Raw genomic sequence first — 12,863 nt, forward strand, 5'->3', positions numbered from 1 at the left:
AAAAATGGGGCATTTACCGGGCTCGGGCGTTTCGAAAATACAACAGCACGATTGGTTAAATTGGCTTTCCACCAATTCGAACGGTCATAATTAACCAATCCGGCAATCTTGACGCGTTAAGCATTTAAGGTTCACTCGTCCGAGTGTTCAGCAAACAAAGTCTCAACGCTCTTTGGATTCCGATTCATCTTTAAAGGATACAAATAAATGAAAAAATCTCTGATGGCAGTTGCACTCGTCGGCGCATTCGCCGGTGTGGCACACGCGCAGACCGCCGTTCAAATCTACGGCACCATCGATGCTGGCCTCCAAAAGCGCAGCGGCCAGACCCTGTCGATCGGCAAGCGCGCTTCGAACACCCTGGGTTTCAAGGGCACCGAAGATCTGGGCAACGGCCTGAAGGCACTGTTCCAACTGGAAATCCGTTACGAGCCGGACACTGGTACCGTTGAAAACGGCAGCCGTCCGCTGTTCCAGGGCCAGAGCCGCGTCGGCCTGCAGGGCGACTTCGGTATGGTCCGTATCGGTCGCGGCCTGACCCCGTACCAGGAAACCGTCGGTGCCTTCGAGCCGTTCCACTCGCTGCCGCACCAGGCTGGCTTCTACACTGACCTGGCCGTCGCCGGCTACAACTCGGCACCGCTGGACCCAGCGACCAACTCGAACAACCGTTGGGCCAACGCCTTCTGGTACAACTCGCCAGTCGTGAGCGGCTTCCAGCTGAACACCGCGATCGCCTCGAAAGAAAACAACGGCGGCCCGGCATACGGCACCCTGTATCCAGCTGGCGCCCAGGCATCGGCCAACCCGTTCTCGGTGTCGGCAACCTACAACAATGGTCCTGCAGCCGTCATGCTGGGCTACGAGCGTAACGCCGTCGAATCGAAAGTCTGGTCGATCGGTGCCGCATTCAACGTGACCCCGGAACTGAAACTGACCGGCCTCTACAGCCACCAGGATCAGGAACACGTCCTTCCAGGCCTGGCCCTGCCAGCGACCTCAGGTCCGAAGACCAAGGCATGGGTGCTGGGCGCGAACTACACCATGGGCCCAGGCAAGTTCCTGGCTGGCTATGGCCAGAAGGATCCAGAAGGTTCGTTCAAGACCAAGCAGTTCTCGCTGGGTTACGAGTACAGCCTGTCGAAGCGTACCTACCTGTACGTCGACGCATCGCGCAAGGACGGCCCACAGAACCAGGTGCGTCGTAACATCGACGAAACCGTCAACTTCTACACCGTTGGCGTGAACCACTCGTTCTAAGCTGAGGCGGGCACATGCCCGCTTTGCTTGAATCATCAAAGGCAGGGACCGTGAGCGGTACCTGCCTTTTTTTATTGCGCCTGCGCCGTCCTGGCAGCTGCGCGAACGGCAAATCAGCCGGCCCCGGGCTGCCTGCCGGCTCCCCGCTGCGGTAGAATTGCGCACCCTCTATTTCTTGCAAGATTACCGATGACCCTGGACTCCGCCGCCGTCGCCCAATACCTGGCCGACCATCCGCGCTTTTTTGAAGAACATGCCGGCCTGCTGGGCGAAGTCAAACTGTCGAGCCCGCTGACCGGCAAGGCCGTCTCGCTGCAGGAGCGGCAGATGGAAGTCATGCGCGCCAAGTACAACGCGCTCGAACTGCGCATGGCCGAACTGATGCGCGTAGCAAGCGACAACACCGTCATCCTGAATCGCTTCCACGCCTGGCACCTGGCGCTGCTGAAGTCCAGCGGCGGTGCGGCCATGGCGCGTGACCTGGTGGACGGCCTGGTGACCCACTTCGGCGTGCCGCAAGCCACCCTGCGCCTGTGGAACGTGGCGCCTGAACACAGTGAGGCCTGGTTCGCCGCCGGCGTGGCCGAGGATGCGCGCCTGTTCGCCTCCAGCCTGCGCGCGCCGTATTGCGGCCCGAACAAGGATTTCGAAGCCGTCCGCTGGCTAGCCGATGCCGAAGGCGTGCGCTCGACCGTGCTGCTGCCGCTGACCAGCGAGGGCGTCACCTTCGGCCTGCTGGTGATGGGCTCGCCCGACGCCGAGCGCTTCAGCCCGGTGATGGCGACCGATTTCCTGGTCCAGCTGGGCCAATCCGCCAGCGCCGCGCTGGCCCACCTGCGCGGCTGATCCCATGGAACCGGCGCGCGAGGACTGGGCCGGGCGCTACCTGCGCGAACTGGAAACCCAGCGCCAGCTGTCCGGACACACAATTGCCGCCTACCGGCGAGATCTTGCGCAATTGCGCGAACTCGCCGGCCACGACGACTGGGCATCGCTGACCCACGCCGACATGCGCCGCTTCGCCGCGCGCCTGCATGCCGGCGGACAGGAACCGCGCTCGATCGCCCGCAAACTGTCGGGCTGGCGCGGCTTTTATCAATGGCTGTCGCGCCAGATCGCCCTGCCGGCCAATCCGGTCGAAGGCGTGCGTGCCCCGCGCCGTCCCAAGACCCTGCCGAAAGCCCTGGCGGTCGATGCCGCCGTCCAGCTGCTGGAAGCGAACCGCCACGGCCACCCCGAACCCGAGGAATTGTGCAACCGCGCCATGTTCGAGCTGCTGTATTCGAGCGGGCTGCGGGTATCCGAACTGGCCGGACTGGATCTGGCCTATACGCAAAACGAAGGCAGCAGCTCGCTCGGCTGGTACGACGCGGCAGCCGGCGAAGTCGTGGTTACCGGTAAAGGCAATAAAATGCGCCGGGTCCCGGTCGGCGGGCCGGCCCGTGAAGCCCTGGCCGCCTGGCTGGCGGTGCGTCCGCCCGCGCTGGACGGCAGCGCCGCCCTGTTCCTGTCGAAGCGCGGCACGCGCGTCACGCCGCGCGTGGTGCAGCAGCGCCTGAAAACCCATGCGCTGCAGGCCGGCTCGCCCGTGCACGTGCACCCGCACGTGCTGCGCCACTCCTTTGCATCGCACCTGCTGCAATCTTCGGGCGACCTGCGCGCCGTGCAGGAATTGCTGGGTCACGCCAGCATCACCTCGACCCAGGTGTATACGGCGCTCGACTTCCAGCATCTTGCCGCCGTGTATGACCGAGCTCATCCGCGAGCGAAAGCGAAGTAGACAAAGGTTCGCCTGAGCTGGCGCAAAGGCTGGCGCGGTTGATGGTGGCAGATTGCAAATTGCGGCATAATCTTCGGCTCCCTATGCCTTTTCCGGGCTTGCCCGCACTGCACACGACCATGTCACCGATCCCGACCACCATCCTCACCGGCTTCCTCGGCGCCGGCAAGACCACCCTCCTCAACCGCATCCTGCGCGAGGAGCACGGCCTGCGCATCGCCGTCATCGAAAACGAATTCGGCGAAGAAAACATCGACAACGAAATCCTGGTGCAGGACAGCGGCGAACAGATCGTCGAGATGAACAACGGCTGCATCTGCTGCACCATCCGCGGTGACCTGGTCGTCGCGCTGACGAACCTGGCGCGCAAGCGCGAAGCCGGAGAAATTGCCTTCGACCGCGTCGTGATCGAAACGACGGGTCTCGCCAATCCCGGTCCGGTGGCCCAGACCTTCTTCGTCGACGAGGAAGTCGGCGGCTACTACATGCTGGACGCCGTCGTGACCGTGGTCGATGCGCGCCATGGGATGGACCAGCTCGATCGTCACGAGGAAGCCCAGAGACAAGTCGGCTTTGCCGACAAGATCCTGCTGTCGAAGCTGGACCTGGTCGACGCCGACGCCCTGGAAACCTTGAAAATGCGTCTCAAGCGCATCAATCCGCGCGCGCCGATCTCGACCTCCGACTTCGGTCGGGCGCCGATCGCCGAGGTGCTCGACCTGCGCGGTTTTAACTTGAACGACAAGCTCGAACTCGACCCCGACTTTTTACAGGCCGAGGAGCACGAGCACGATCACACCCATTGTGGCGAACATGATCACGTGCACACCGAGGCTTGCGGGCACGACCACCATCATGCGCACCACAGCGACGACATCGCCGCCTTCGTGTTCCGCAGCGAGCGCCCCTTCGATCCGGAACGGCTCGACCAGTTCCTGGGCAGCATGGTGCAAGCCTTTGGACCGAGCATGCTGCGCTACAAGGGCGTGCTGGCGATGCAGGGCGCCGAGCGCAAGGTCGTTTTCCAGGGCGTGCATCAAATCATGGGCAGCGACCTCGGCGCAAAGTGGGACGCAAATGAAACCCGTGGCAGCAAAATGGTATTTATTGGTAAAAATTTACCAAAAGACGTATTTATCCGCGGATTGGAACAATGTTTGGTATAAACTATCCCGGTTTAGCGGTACCGGTCGCTTCCCACAAGGACGCTACAGGCACTGGTGTTTGACCGCTGTCCCCGGACAGCGAGACGGCGGATCGTACGGGCCGTCATGGCAGCAGCAAGGGCGCGCACCCTTGAGTTCAGGGTGCTACGGCTGAGCTAGCTGATAAAATGAAAACCTCTTGTCGTATCGAAGGTAAGTGAAGTCATGACTAAAACAACGAAACCGAATGCCGCTCAGGCCGAAGACCGACTCTTGACGGAAGAAGAAATTCGGGCGATGGGCGAAGAGGACTACATGAACCCGGCCCAGCTCGCGTTCTTCAAGGACCGCCTGCAACAGCTCGAGAAGGAACTGCTGAAAAACGCCGGCGAGACCACCGAGCACCTGCGCGAAACGGTCCTCGTTCCGGATCCGGCTGACCGCGCCACCATCGAGGAAGAACATGCCCTCGAACTGCGTACCCGCGACCGCGAACGCAAGCTGCTCAAGAAAGTGCAGCAGTCGCTGGCCGCCATCGAAGGCGGAGATTACGGCTGGTGCGAAGAAACCGGCGAGCCGATCGGCATCCCGCGCCTGATCGCCCGTCCGACCGCGACCCTGTCGCTGGAAGCCCAGCAGCGCCGCGAACTGAAGCAGAAGCTGTACGGCGATTGATCGGGTTCGCCTTTCCTTCCCCCGAAAAAGCATGCGCCCGCCGCATGCTTTTCTCTTTTTTACGTCCTGGTCGCGGTTTTTCGTGCGATCAAAAACTTTCCCATGGGATACACTAGCGTGCGCCCGCACAGGCTTTGCGCGGGCGCACGTGTGCGCAGGACGGCGCAGGCGCGTCCATGCTACCGTCATGGATGAGCGCTGCGGACGTCGCCGCGCCGGATGATCGACAGGGTAACGTGGGTATATTTTCCTTCCTCAAGAAGAAACCCGAAGCGGCTGCGGCGCCGCCGGAACCCGCACGCCCTGAGGCCGCGGCGCGCCCTTCCGAAGCCGAGCGCGAGCGCCAGCGCGAAATCGCGCGCGCCACCGCTGCCAAGATCGATGCCATCGAACTGGCGATGACAACCGACTTTTTCGACGATGCCGAAGCGCGCTGGGGCAATACCCGGCGCGCCCCGGCCGCCGCGGCTGCCGTGTTCGACGAGGCCGGCGAGAGCGAACTATCGTCATTGCTCGAGCAGCCCGATGCCGCCGCCGCACCGGCCGCCGCTCCCGTGGTCGAGGAAAGTGCGATCCTGTACGCCAATGGCCAGGGTCCGCTTGCCGAGCAGATGCTGCAAGCCTGCCTGGCCGAGCTCGGACGCACCGAGCGCCAGCCCTGGTGGATGCTGTTCGACCTGTACCAGGCCGAGGGCCGCGAACAGGACTTCGACAGCATCGCGATCGACTACGCCAGCCATTTCGAAACCTCCCCACCCGCCTACAGCAACCGCTTGCCGGCCGACACGCCGCAGCAAGGTTTTACGGGCGTCGCTCCGGCGGCCCGCCTGACGGGCACACTCGGCAGCGACGCGGCGCTGCGCCTGCAGGCGCTGCTGGCAAGTAGCGGCTCCCCGGTGCGCATCGACTTGAGTGGCATCACCCAGGCCACGATCGACGGCTGCGCCGCCCTGCTGGCGGCCTTGCAGGGATTACGCGCGGCACGGCGCGCCATCGTGCTGGCCGGCGCCGACACCCTGCTGGCGGTGCTGCGGCCGATGCTGGCGATTGGCGAGCGCAGCAGTGGAGAAGCGCCCTGGCTGCTGCTGCTCGAACTGCTGCAACTGCTGGGGCGCGAAAAGGATTTCGAAGAAACGGCGATGGATTATTGTGTGACCTTCGAAGTCTCGCCGCCCTCCTTCGAAGTCCTGCCCGCTTCCAACACCACCAACGCCGCGCCTGCCGGCCAGGCGAAAGCCGAACAGCGCTTCATGCTGCCGGCCGTCGTCGACGGCGACATCGGACCCTTGCTGGCGGCGATCGACAGCTATGCCGCCATGGACCCGGCCGCGCCGGTCGTCCTCGATTGCACCAAATTGGTGCGTATCGGCTTTGGCGCAGCAACCAGCCTGCACGCCGCCCTGCGCCGCCTGGCGAACGAGGAGCGCCACGTCGAGCTGCGCGAGCTGAACCACCTGGTGGCGGCCCTGCTGCGCCTGCTGAACTATGGCGACTGCGCGCGCCTGTACGCACACAAGTACTGAAGCAGTCTCGACAACTTTACTGCCGCGTTAAGCCTCGCCTAATCTTGCAATTTTGTGCAACACCCCCACCTGCGGAGGGCTAGTTAATCATGAGGCAGATATGGAACAATTTCACGGCACCACCATTGTGAGCGTGCGCCGCGGCGAGAAGGTCGCCTTGGGCGGCGACGGCCAAGTCACGCTGGGCAACGTCGTCATGAAGGGCTCGGCACGCAAGGTGCGCAAGCTCTACCAGGGCAAGGTCCTGTGCGGTTTCGCCGGCGCCACCGCCGACGCATTCACCCTGCTCGACCGCTTCGAAGCGAAGCTGGAAAAGCACCAGGGCAACCTGCTGCGCTCCTCGGTCGAACTGGCCAAGGACTGGCGCACCGACCGCATGCTGCGCAAGCTGGAAGCGATGCTGCTGGTGGCCGACAAGGAAAGCACCCTGATCATCACCGGCAACGGCGACGTGCTCGAGCCCGAGGACGGCATCGGCGCGATCGGTTCAGGCGGCATCTATGCCCAGTCGGCCGCCAAGGCGCTGCAGGAAAACACGGAGCTGCCGCCGGCCGAGGTGGTAAAAAAGGCGCTGACCATCGCCGGCGAACTGTGCATCTACACGAATCTGTCTCACATCATCGAAACGCTGGACTGACCGGCGCGCATACCATGAACATGACTCCCCTCGAAATTGTCTCGGAACTGGACAAGCACGTCGTCGGCCAAAGTAAAGCCAAGCGTGCGGTCGCCATCGCCCTGCGTAACCGCTGGCGCCGCCAGCAGGTGCAGGAACCGCTGCGCCACGAGATCACCCCGAAAAACATCCTCATGATCGGCCCAACCGGTGTCGGCAAGACCGAGATCGCGCGCCGCCTGGCCAAGCTGGCGGATGCGCCGTTTATTAAAATCGAAGCGACGAAATTCACCGAAGTCGGCTACGTCGGGCGCGACGTCGACACCATCATCCGCGACCTGATCGACATCGGCGTCAAGCAGACCCGCGCCAGCGAAATGAAGAAAGTCAAACAACGCGCCGAGGACGCGGCCGAAGACCGCATCATCGACATCCTGGTGCCGCCGGCACGCGATTTCGGCTTCAACGTCAGCGCCTCGGCCGAAGCGAAAGAGGGCGACAGCACGCGCCAGACTTTCAGAAAGCGCCTGCGCGAAGGCTCGCTCGACGACCGCGAAGTCGAGATCGAAGTGGCGGACACGCCGCCGCAGATGGAAATCATGGCCCCGCCCGGCATGGAAGAAATGACGGAGCAGATCAAGACCATGTTCGCCGGCGTCGGCGGCGCGCGCAAGAAAGCGCGCAAGATGAAGATCAAGGAAGCGATGAAGGTGCTGGCCGAGGAAGAAGCGGCGCGCCTGATCAACGAAGACGAGATGAAGCAGAAGGCGATCCACAACGTCGAGAACAACGGCATCGTGTTCTTAGATGAGATCGACAAGATCGCGACGCGCTCCGAGCACGGCGGCGCCGACGTCTCGCGCGCGGGTGTGCAGCGCGACCTGCTGCCGCTGGTCGAGGGCACGACGGTCAATACCAAGTACGGCATGATCAAGACCGACCACATCCTGTTCATCGCCTCGGGCGCGTTCCACCTGTCGAAGCCGTCGGACCTGATTCCCGAGCTGCAGGGCCGCTTCCCGATCCGGGTCGAACTCGAATCGCTCTCGATCGAGGACTTCAAGCGCATTCTGACCAGCACCGACGCCTGCCTGACGACCCAATACGAGGCGCTGCTCGGCACCGAAGGCGTGCAGCTGACGTTCTCGGAAGACGGCATCCACCGCCTGGCCGAGATCGCCTTCTCCGTCAACGAGCGCACCGAGAACATCGGCGCGCGGCGCCTGTACACGGTGATGGAAAAACTGCTCGAAGAGATCTCCTTCCACGCCAGCGATACACAGGAGAAGCAGATCACGATCGACGCGGCCTATGTCAACGAGCGGCTCGACATGCTGTCGGCCAACGAAGACCTGTCGCGGTATGTCCTGTAAGGCGGTTCTGTAAGCCTCGCGAGGGAGAACACGATGGCAAACAAGGCACTGGCGACGCGGCAAAAGATGCGCCTGCGAGTCGAACCGTCGCAGCAATTCGGCAAACCGCGCAATCCGATCGCGGCCCTGGCCAAGGCGCGATCGGCCGGCGCCCACGCCAAGCCGCTGTCGAGCGAACGGCAAGCGGCCAAGCGCCTGCTGAAAAAGGCGCCGCTGGTATCCGAGGACGACTAAGCGCCAGGCGTTCGAGCGCCAGCCTGCCCGAGGTGGGCCGGTGCTCGACGCCGACTTGCCGCCCCAGCCTTTCGCCTGTACATTCAGCAAAGCACTATTGCCAAAACGTACAGGAACCCCATGAGCTCACCCGAGCTGATCGTCGACGTGCTGCGCGCGGAATTGCGCGCGGCGAATCTCACCTATAAAACCTTGGCCGAACGCATCGACATGAGCGAGTCGAGCGTGAAACGCATGTTCGGCCAGAAGGACATGCCGCTGTCGCGCCTGGCGCAGATTTGCCAGGTTGCCGGCATCGCTTTCGAGGATGTGCTGCGCGGCGCGGCCGATAGCCGGCCCCAGCCCGACGCCCTGACGCTGCCCCAGGAAACCGCGCTGGTCGCCAAGCCGCGCTTGCTGCTGGTGGCGATCTGCTGCCTCGGCTACTGGAACATGGAGCAGATCGTCGAGACCTATCGCCTGACCGAGGCCGAGTGCATCGGCTGCCTGGCGGAACTCGACCGCCTGGGCATCATCGAATTGCGGCCGCTGAACCGCTACACGCTGCGCGTCTCGAACGCCTTCCACTGGCTGCCGGATGGACCGGTGCAGCATTACTTCCGCGAACAGATCGTGCCGGATTATTTTGCCGGCCGCTTCGACGGCCAGGGCGAGACGCTGATGTGCCTGCCGGCCCGGTTGTCGCCGGGCAGCGCGGCGGAACTGGCGCAGAAGATCCACCAGCTGGCGGGCGAATTGACGCGCCTGCACCGGCATGACCGCAGGCTGCCGGCCGAGGAACGCGAAGGAATGACCTTATTGGTGGGCTTCAGGTCGTGGGAGTTTGCGGCGTTTACGGCGCTGCGCCGCTGATACTCCCCATCGACCTTATCGCACCGCTTATCGGACCGGATTATCGCTGTTGACCGGGCTGTTGGCCGAACGGGTCGGCGCCGGCATTTGCGGCTGGTTCGGCGGCGAGACGACGTCGGCCGGCGGACCTTCCTGCGGCGGCTCCTGGTTTGGCGGCGCCTCCTGGCCCTGCGGCACGACCGGATTGACCTCACCCGGCGGAGGTGGGGCTTGCACGGCGCCGGGCGCCGTTTGCGGCTCGGTCGTCGGCATCGCGCCGGCCGGCGCGATGCTTGGCCGCGCCATCTGCGGCGGCACCGGCATCGGCGGCGCGACGGCGCCCGACAGCGCGATCGCCGGCTTGGTGTCGGCTGCGAGGTCGATGCGCTTCATGACGCCACCTTCGGACAGCATGATGTAGCGCGGGTGCACTTCACTGATGCTGACGCCCGGCGACAGTTCGTGTCCGACCTTGAGGGCTTTCGGCGGCTGGCCCTCGGCCACGACGATGGCGACACTGTCGCGTCCGGCGGCAACGATGCCGGTCAGCTGGTAGTTGGTAGCGACATTCGCCACTGCCTGGCCGCCGAACAGCGTAGCGGCGGCATCGGGCGAGAGCTCGGGCACGGCGGCCGGCGGCGCCGCGGCGATCGGGCGCTGCTGCGGCTTGTACAACTGCATGCCCCAATAGGTGGCGGACACGGCCAAGAAGATCAGGGCAAGCAGGGTGAAAAGGAGAGGCAGACGCTTCATCGGTTTCCTTGTTAGCGCACCAGCTGGTTGATTTCAATAATCGGCATCAGGACCGCCAGCACGATCAACAGCACCACCAGGCCCATGGCCAGGATCAGGACCGGCTCGAGCAGGCCGGCAATGGTCAGCGTGCGGCGTTCGAGATCGGCCTGCTGCGAATTGGCTGCCCGCTCCAGCATGGCCGGCAATTCGCCCGTGATCTCGCCGGCACGGATCATGTGCACCAGCATCGGTGGAAAATGTTTTTGTACGGACAGCGCGCGCGCCAGGCTGATACCTTCGCGCACGCTGGCCGTCGCCTGTTCGACCAGTTCGCGCATGGCGACGTTCGACAGGGTGTCGCGGCTGGTGTCGAGCGCGCGCAGGATCGGCACACCAGAACCGGTGGTGATCGCCAGGGTGCTGGCGAAACGCGCCGTGTTCAGGCTGCGCTCGAACTTGCCGTACACGGGCGCGGTCAGCAGCCAGGTATGCCAGCGCCGTTTCAGCACGGGATTTTGCAGCGCGCGGCGCCAGGCGAACCAGGCGGCGATCAGCGCCGCGCCCAGCAGGATGCCGTAGGCGCGCATGAAATCGGACACCGCCAGCATGATGACGGTGAGAACCGGCAGCTTCTGCTTGGTGTTGGCAAACACCGAGACGATCTGCGGCACCACGTAAGTGAGCAGGAAGATGACGATGGCAAACGCGACGACGGTGACGATGGCCGGATAGGTAAAGGCCAGCCGCACCTTCTGCACCAGCGCGTTGCGGCGCTCGATGTAGTCCGCCAGGCGCGACAGCACTCGCGCCAGCTGGCCGATCTGTTCGCCCGAGGACACCAGGCCGCGGTAGATCTGGTCGAAGTCGCGCGGGTGGTGCGACAAGGCATCCGAGAACGCGATACCGCCCATGACTTCGGCGCGGATCGAGGCGATCAGGTCGCGCAGATACGGCTTTTCGGCCTGTTCCAGCAAGGCCGTGAACGCCTGTTCCAGCGGCAGGCCCGCTTCCAGCAGGCTGGCCATCTGGCGCGTGAACAGGGCCAGCTCCACCGAGGACAGGCGTTCGCCGAAGCCGCGCGAACGGGTGGCGCCGCTGGCATCGACCTGGGCTGCGATCGCCTCGACGTTCAGCGGCGTCAGTCCCTGCACGCGCAGGTCGGCGCGCGCGGCGCGCGGACTGTCGGCATTGACAACGCCCTTCCTGGTGGCGCCGCCCGCATCGACGGCCTCGTAACGAAATGCCGGCATCGTTTAGTCCTTGGTGACGCGCAACAGCTCGGCCTGCGTCGTGGTGCCATCCTTGAGCCAGCGCTCGCCGTCTTCGCGCATGGTGCGCATGCCGCTTTGCTGGGCCGCGGCGCGAATCTCGGCTTCCGAGGCCTGGTTGTGGATCTGGGCGCGAATCCCCTCGTCCGTCTCGAGCAATTCGTAGACGCCGACCCGGCCGTGGTAACCGGTATGGCCGCAGCGCTCGCAGCCGACCGCATGCCAGTGCACGCCGTCGCTCGTCTTGCAGTGCGAACAGAGTTTGCGGACCAGGCGCTGGGCCATCACGCCCAGCAAGGACGACGACAGCAGGAACGGCTCGATACCCATGTCGAGCAGGCGGGTGACGGCCGCGGCGGCATCGTTGGTGTGCAGGGTCGCCAGCACCAGGTGGCCGGTGAGCGAGGCCTGGACCGCGATCTGCGCCGTTTCCAAATCTCGGATCTCGCCGATCATGATGACGTCCGGATCCTGGCGCAGGATCGCGCGCAGGGCTTTCGCGAAGGTCATGTCGATACGGGCATTGACCTGGGTCTGGCCGACGCCGTTCAGGTCGTACTCGATCGGGTCTTCCACCGTCATGATGTTGGTGGTGGAGGCGTTCAGGCGAGATAAGGCCGCGTACAAGGTCGTCGTCTTGCCGGAACCGGTCGGACCTGTGACCAGGACGATGCCGTGCGGCTGGTTAATGAGCTTGTCGAACTGCGGCAGCAGGTCCGGGCTCATGCCCAGGTGAGACAGGTCGAGCCGCCCCGCTTCCTTGTCGAGCAGACGCAGCACGGCGCGTTCGCCGTGGCCGGTCGGTAAAGTGGAAACACGCACGTCGACCGGTTTGCCGCCCACGCGCAGCGTAATGCGGCCGTCCTGCGGCAGGCGTTTTTCGGCGATGTCGAGCTGCGACATGATCTTGATACGCGAAATCAACGAGGCGTGAATGCCCTTGCGTGGACGCACGATGTCGCGCAGGGCGCCATCGATGCGAAAACGTACGACCGAGGTCTGCTCGAAAGGTTCGATGTGGATGTCCGACGCCCCTTCGCGCAGCGATTGCGTCAGCAGCGCATTGATCATGCGGATCACGGGCGCGTCGTCGGACGATTCGAGCAGGTCTTCGATGGCCGGCACGTCCTGCAGCAGGCGCGTCAGGTCGAGGTCGGCGTCGAATTCGTCGGCGACCTGGTTGGCGTCGCCGCCGGCAGCGGCATAGGCAGCCGCGATCGCGTCGTCGAGCTCGCTACGGTCGACGCGGCGCAGGGCGATGCGGCCGAAACGGCGCGACACCTCGGCAATGGCGGCCGGCGGCGTGCTGCTCGACACCAGCACCTCGATGCTTTGTCCCGCGCCCGGAGCCGTGTCGTCGCCGGTGCGCGCCAGGACCCCGTGATCGCGGGCGAAGGCGTAAGGCAACAGATTGGTCATGATG

At 64.2% G+C, this 12,863-nt stretch carries 13 protein-coding genes; 10 read left to right on the top strand and 3 right to left on the bottom strand.

The features are described 5' to 3' along the window. Window positions 1-207 precede the first annotated feature (207 nt). The 10 genes from C2862_RS18015 (at window position 208) to C2862_RS18060 (ending at window position 9,458) form a co-directional block, all read left to right on the top strand. The gene (locus C2862_RS18015; protein ID WP_168710102.1) at window positions 208-1,260 is read left to right on the top strand and encodes a porin; all 1,053 of its coding nucleotides are present in this window, start codon (window positions 208-210) and stop codon (window positions 1,258-1,260) included. Between the two features lie 189 nt (window positions 1,261-1,449). Then, window positions 1,450-2,106, top strand: coding sequence for a DUF484 family protein (locus tag C2862_RS18020; protein ID WP_136221518.1), 657 nt, complete (start codon window positions 1,450-1,452; stop codon window positions 2,104-2,106). 4 nt (window positions 2,107-2,110) lie between these two features. Then, on the top strand, window positions 2,111-3,040 hold the full coding sequence (gene xerC / locus C2862_RS18025; protein WP_136221519.1) for a tyrosine recombinase XerC: 930 nt from the start codon (window positions 2,111-2,113) through the stop codon (window positions 3,038-3,040). A 119-nt stretch (window positions 3,041-3,159) separates the two neighbouring features. Then, window positions 3,160-4,206 carry a GTP-binding protein gene (locus tag C2862_RS18030; protein ID WP_136221520.1) on the top strand — a complete coding sequence of 349 codons (1,047 nt, stop codon included), beginning with the start codon at window positions 3,160-3,162 and terminating at the stop codon, window positions 4,204-4,206. Window positions 4,207-4,410: 204 nt separating this feature from the next. Continuing rightward, a complete protein-coding gene (dksA, locus tag C2862_RS18035; RefSeq protein WP_136221521.1) occupies window positions 4,411-4,860 on the top strand; it encodes an RNA polymerase-binding protein DksA in 450 nt (149 codons plus the stop codon). A gap of 176 nt (window positions 4,861-5,036) precedes the next feature. Further along, on the top strand, window positions 5,037-6,383 hold the full coding sequence (locus C2862_RS18040; RefSeq protein WP_229467499.1) for an STAS domain-containing protein: 1,347 nt from the start codon (window positions 5,037-5,039) through the stop codon (window positions 6,381-6,383). Between the two features lie 100 nt (window positions 6,384-6,483). Further along, window positions 6,484-7,020, top strand: a complete 537-nt coding sequence (gene hslV, locus C2862_RS18045) for an ATP-dependent protease subunit HslV (protein WP_136221522.1) — start codon at window positions 6,484-6,486, stop codon at window positions 7,018-7,020. 14 nt (window positions 7,021-7,034) lie between these two features. Beyond that, on the top strand, window positions 7,035-8,372 hold the full coding sequence (hslU, locus tag C2862_RS18050; protein WP_210736043.1) for an ATP-dependent protease ATPase subunit HslU: 1,338 nt from the start codon (window positions 7,035-7,037) through the stop codon (window positions 8,370-8,372). A gap of 33 nt (window positions 8,373-8,405) precedes the next feature. After that, window positions 8,406-8,606 carry a hypothetical protein gene (locus C2862_RS18055; protein ID WP_136221523.1) on the top strand — a complete coding sequence of 67 codons (201 nt, stop codon included), beginning with the start codon at window positions 8,406-8,408 and terminating at the stop codon, window positions 8,604-8,606. Between the two features lie 120 nt (window positions 8,607-8,726). Next, complete coding sequence (locus C2862_RS18060; protein ID WP_136221524.1) at window positions 8,727-9,458, top strand: helix-turn-helix domain-containing protein; 732 nt, start codon at window positions 8,727-8,729, stop codon at window positions 9,456-9,458. Window positions 9,459-9,485: 27 nt separating this feature from the next. Here the strand turns inward: C2862_RS18060 and C2862_RS18065 are convergent, their stop codons facing one another. The 3 genes from C2862_RS18065 to gspE are packed head-to-tail and all read right to left on the bottom strand — an operon-like array spanning window position 9,486 to window position 12,859. Beyond that, window positions 9,486-10,190, bottom strand: coding sequence for a type II secretion system protein N (locus tag C2862_RS18065; RefSeq protein ID WP_210736045.1), 705 nt, complete (start codon window positions 10,188-10,190; stop codon window positions 9,486-9,488). 11 nt (window positions 10,191-10,201) lie between these two features. Continuing rightward, window positions 10,202-11,422 carry a type II secretion system inner membrane protein GspF gene (gene gspF / locus C2862_RS18070; RefSeq protein WP_136221525.1) on the bottom strand — a complete coding sequence of 407 codons (1,221 nt, stop codon included), beginning with the start codon at window positions 11,420-11,422 and terminating at the stop codon, window positions 10,202-10,204. Window positions 11,423-11,425: 3 nt separating this feature from the next. Then, on the bottom strand, window positions 11,426-12,859 hold the full coding sequence (gspE, locus tag C2862_RS18075) for a type II secretion system ATPase GspE (protein ID WP_136221526.1): 1,434 nt from the start codon (window positions 12,857-12,859) through the stop codon (window positions 11,426-11,428). Between the last annotated feature and the right edge of the window lie 4 nt (window positions 12,860-12,863).

It is taken from the genome of Massilia sp. Mn16-1_5 (assembly GCF_004798585.1).
GTDB lineage: Bacteria > Pseudomonadota > Gammaproteobacteria > Burkholderiales > Burkholderiaceae_D > Telluria.

Coding starts and splice junctions, on each gene's coding strand:
- C2862_RS18015 (WP_168710102.1), top strand. CDS start 208: ATGAAAAAATCTCTGATGGCAGTTGCACTCGTCGGCGCATTCGCCGGT.
- C2862_RS18020 (WP_136221518.1), top strand. CDS start 1,450: ATGACCCTGGACTCCGCCGCCGTCGCCCAATACCTGGCCGACCATCCG.
- xerC (WP_136221519.1), top strand. CDS start 2,111: ATGGAACCGGCGCGCGAGGACTGGGCCGGGCGCTACCTGCGCGAACTG.
- C2862_RS18030 (WP_136221520.1), top strand. CDS start 3,160: ATGTCACCGATCCCGACCACCATCCTCACCGGCTTCCTCGGCGCCGGC.
- dksA (WP_136221521.1), top strand. CDS start 4,411: ATGACTAAAACAACGAAACCGAATGCCGCTCAGGCCGAAGACCGACTC.
- C2862_RS18040 (WP_229467499.1), top strand. CDS start 5,037: ATGCTACCGTCATGGATGAGCGCTGCGGACGTCGCCGCGCCGGATGAT.
- hslV (WP_136221522.1), top strand. CDS start 6,484: ATGGAACAATTTCACGGCACCACCATTGTGAGCGTGCGCCGCGGCGAG.
- hslU (WP_210736043.1), top strand. CDS start 7,035: ATGAACATGACTCCCCTCGAAATTGTCTCGGAACTGGACAAGCACGTC.
- C2862_RS18055 (WP_136221523.1), top strand. CDS start 8,406: ATGGCAAACAAGGCACTGGCGACGCGGCAAAAGATGCGCCTGCGAGTC.
- C2862_RS18060 (WP_136221524.1), top strand. CDS start 8,727: ATGAGCTCACCCGAGCTGATCGTCGACGTGCTGCGCGCGGAATTGCGC.
- C2862_RS18065 (WP_210736045.1), bottom strand. CDS start 10,190: ATGAAGCGTCTGCCTCTCCTTTTCACCCTGCTTGCCCTGATCTTCTTG.
- gspF (WP_136221525.1), bottom strand. CDS start 11,422: ATGCCGGCATTTCGTTACGAGGCCGTCGATGCGGGCGGCGCCACCAGG.
- gspE (WP_136221526.1), bottom strand. CDS start 12,859: ATGACCAATCTGTTGCCTTACGCCTTCGCCCGCGATCACGGGGTCCTG.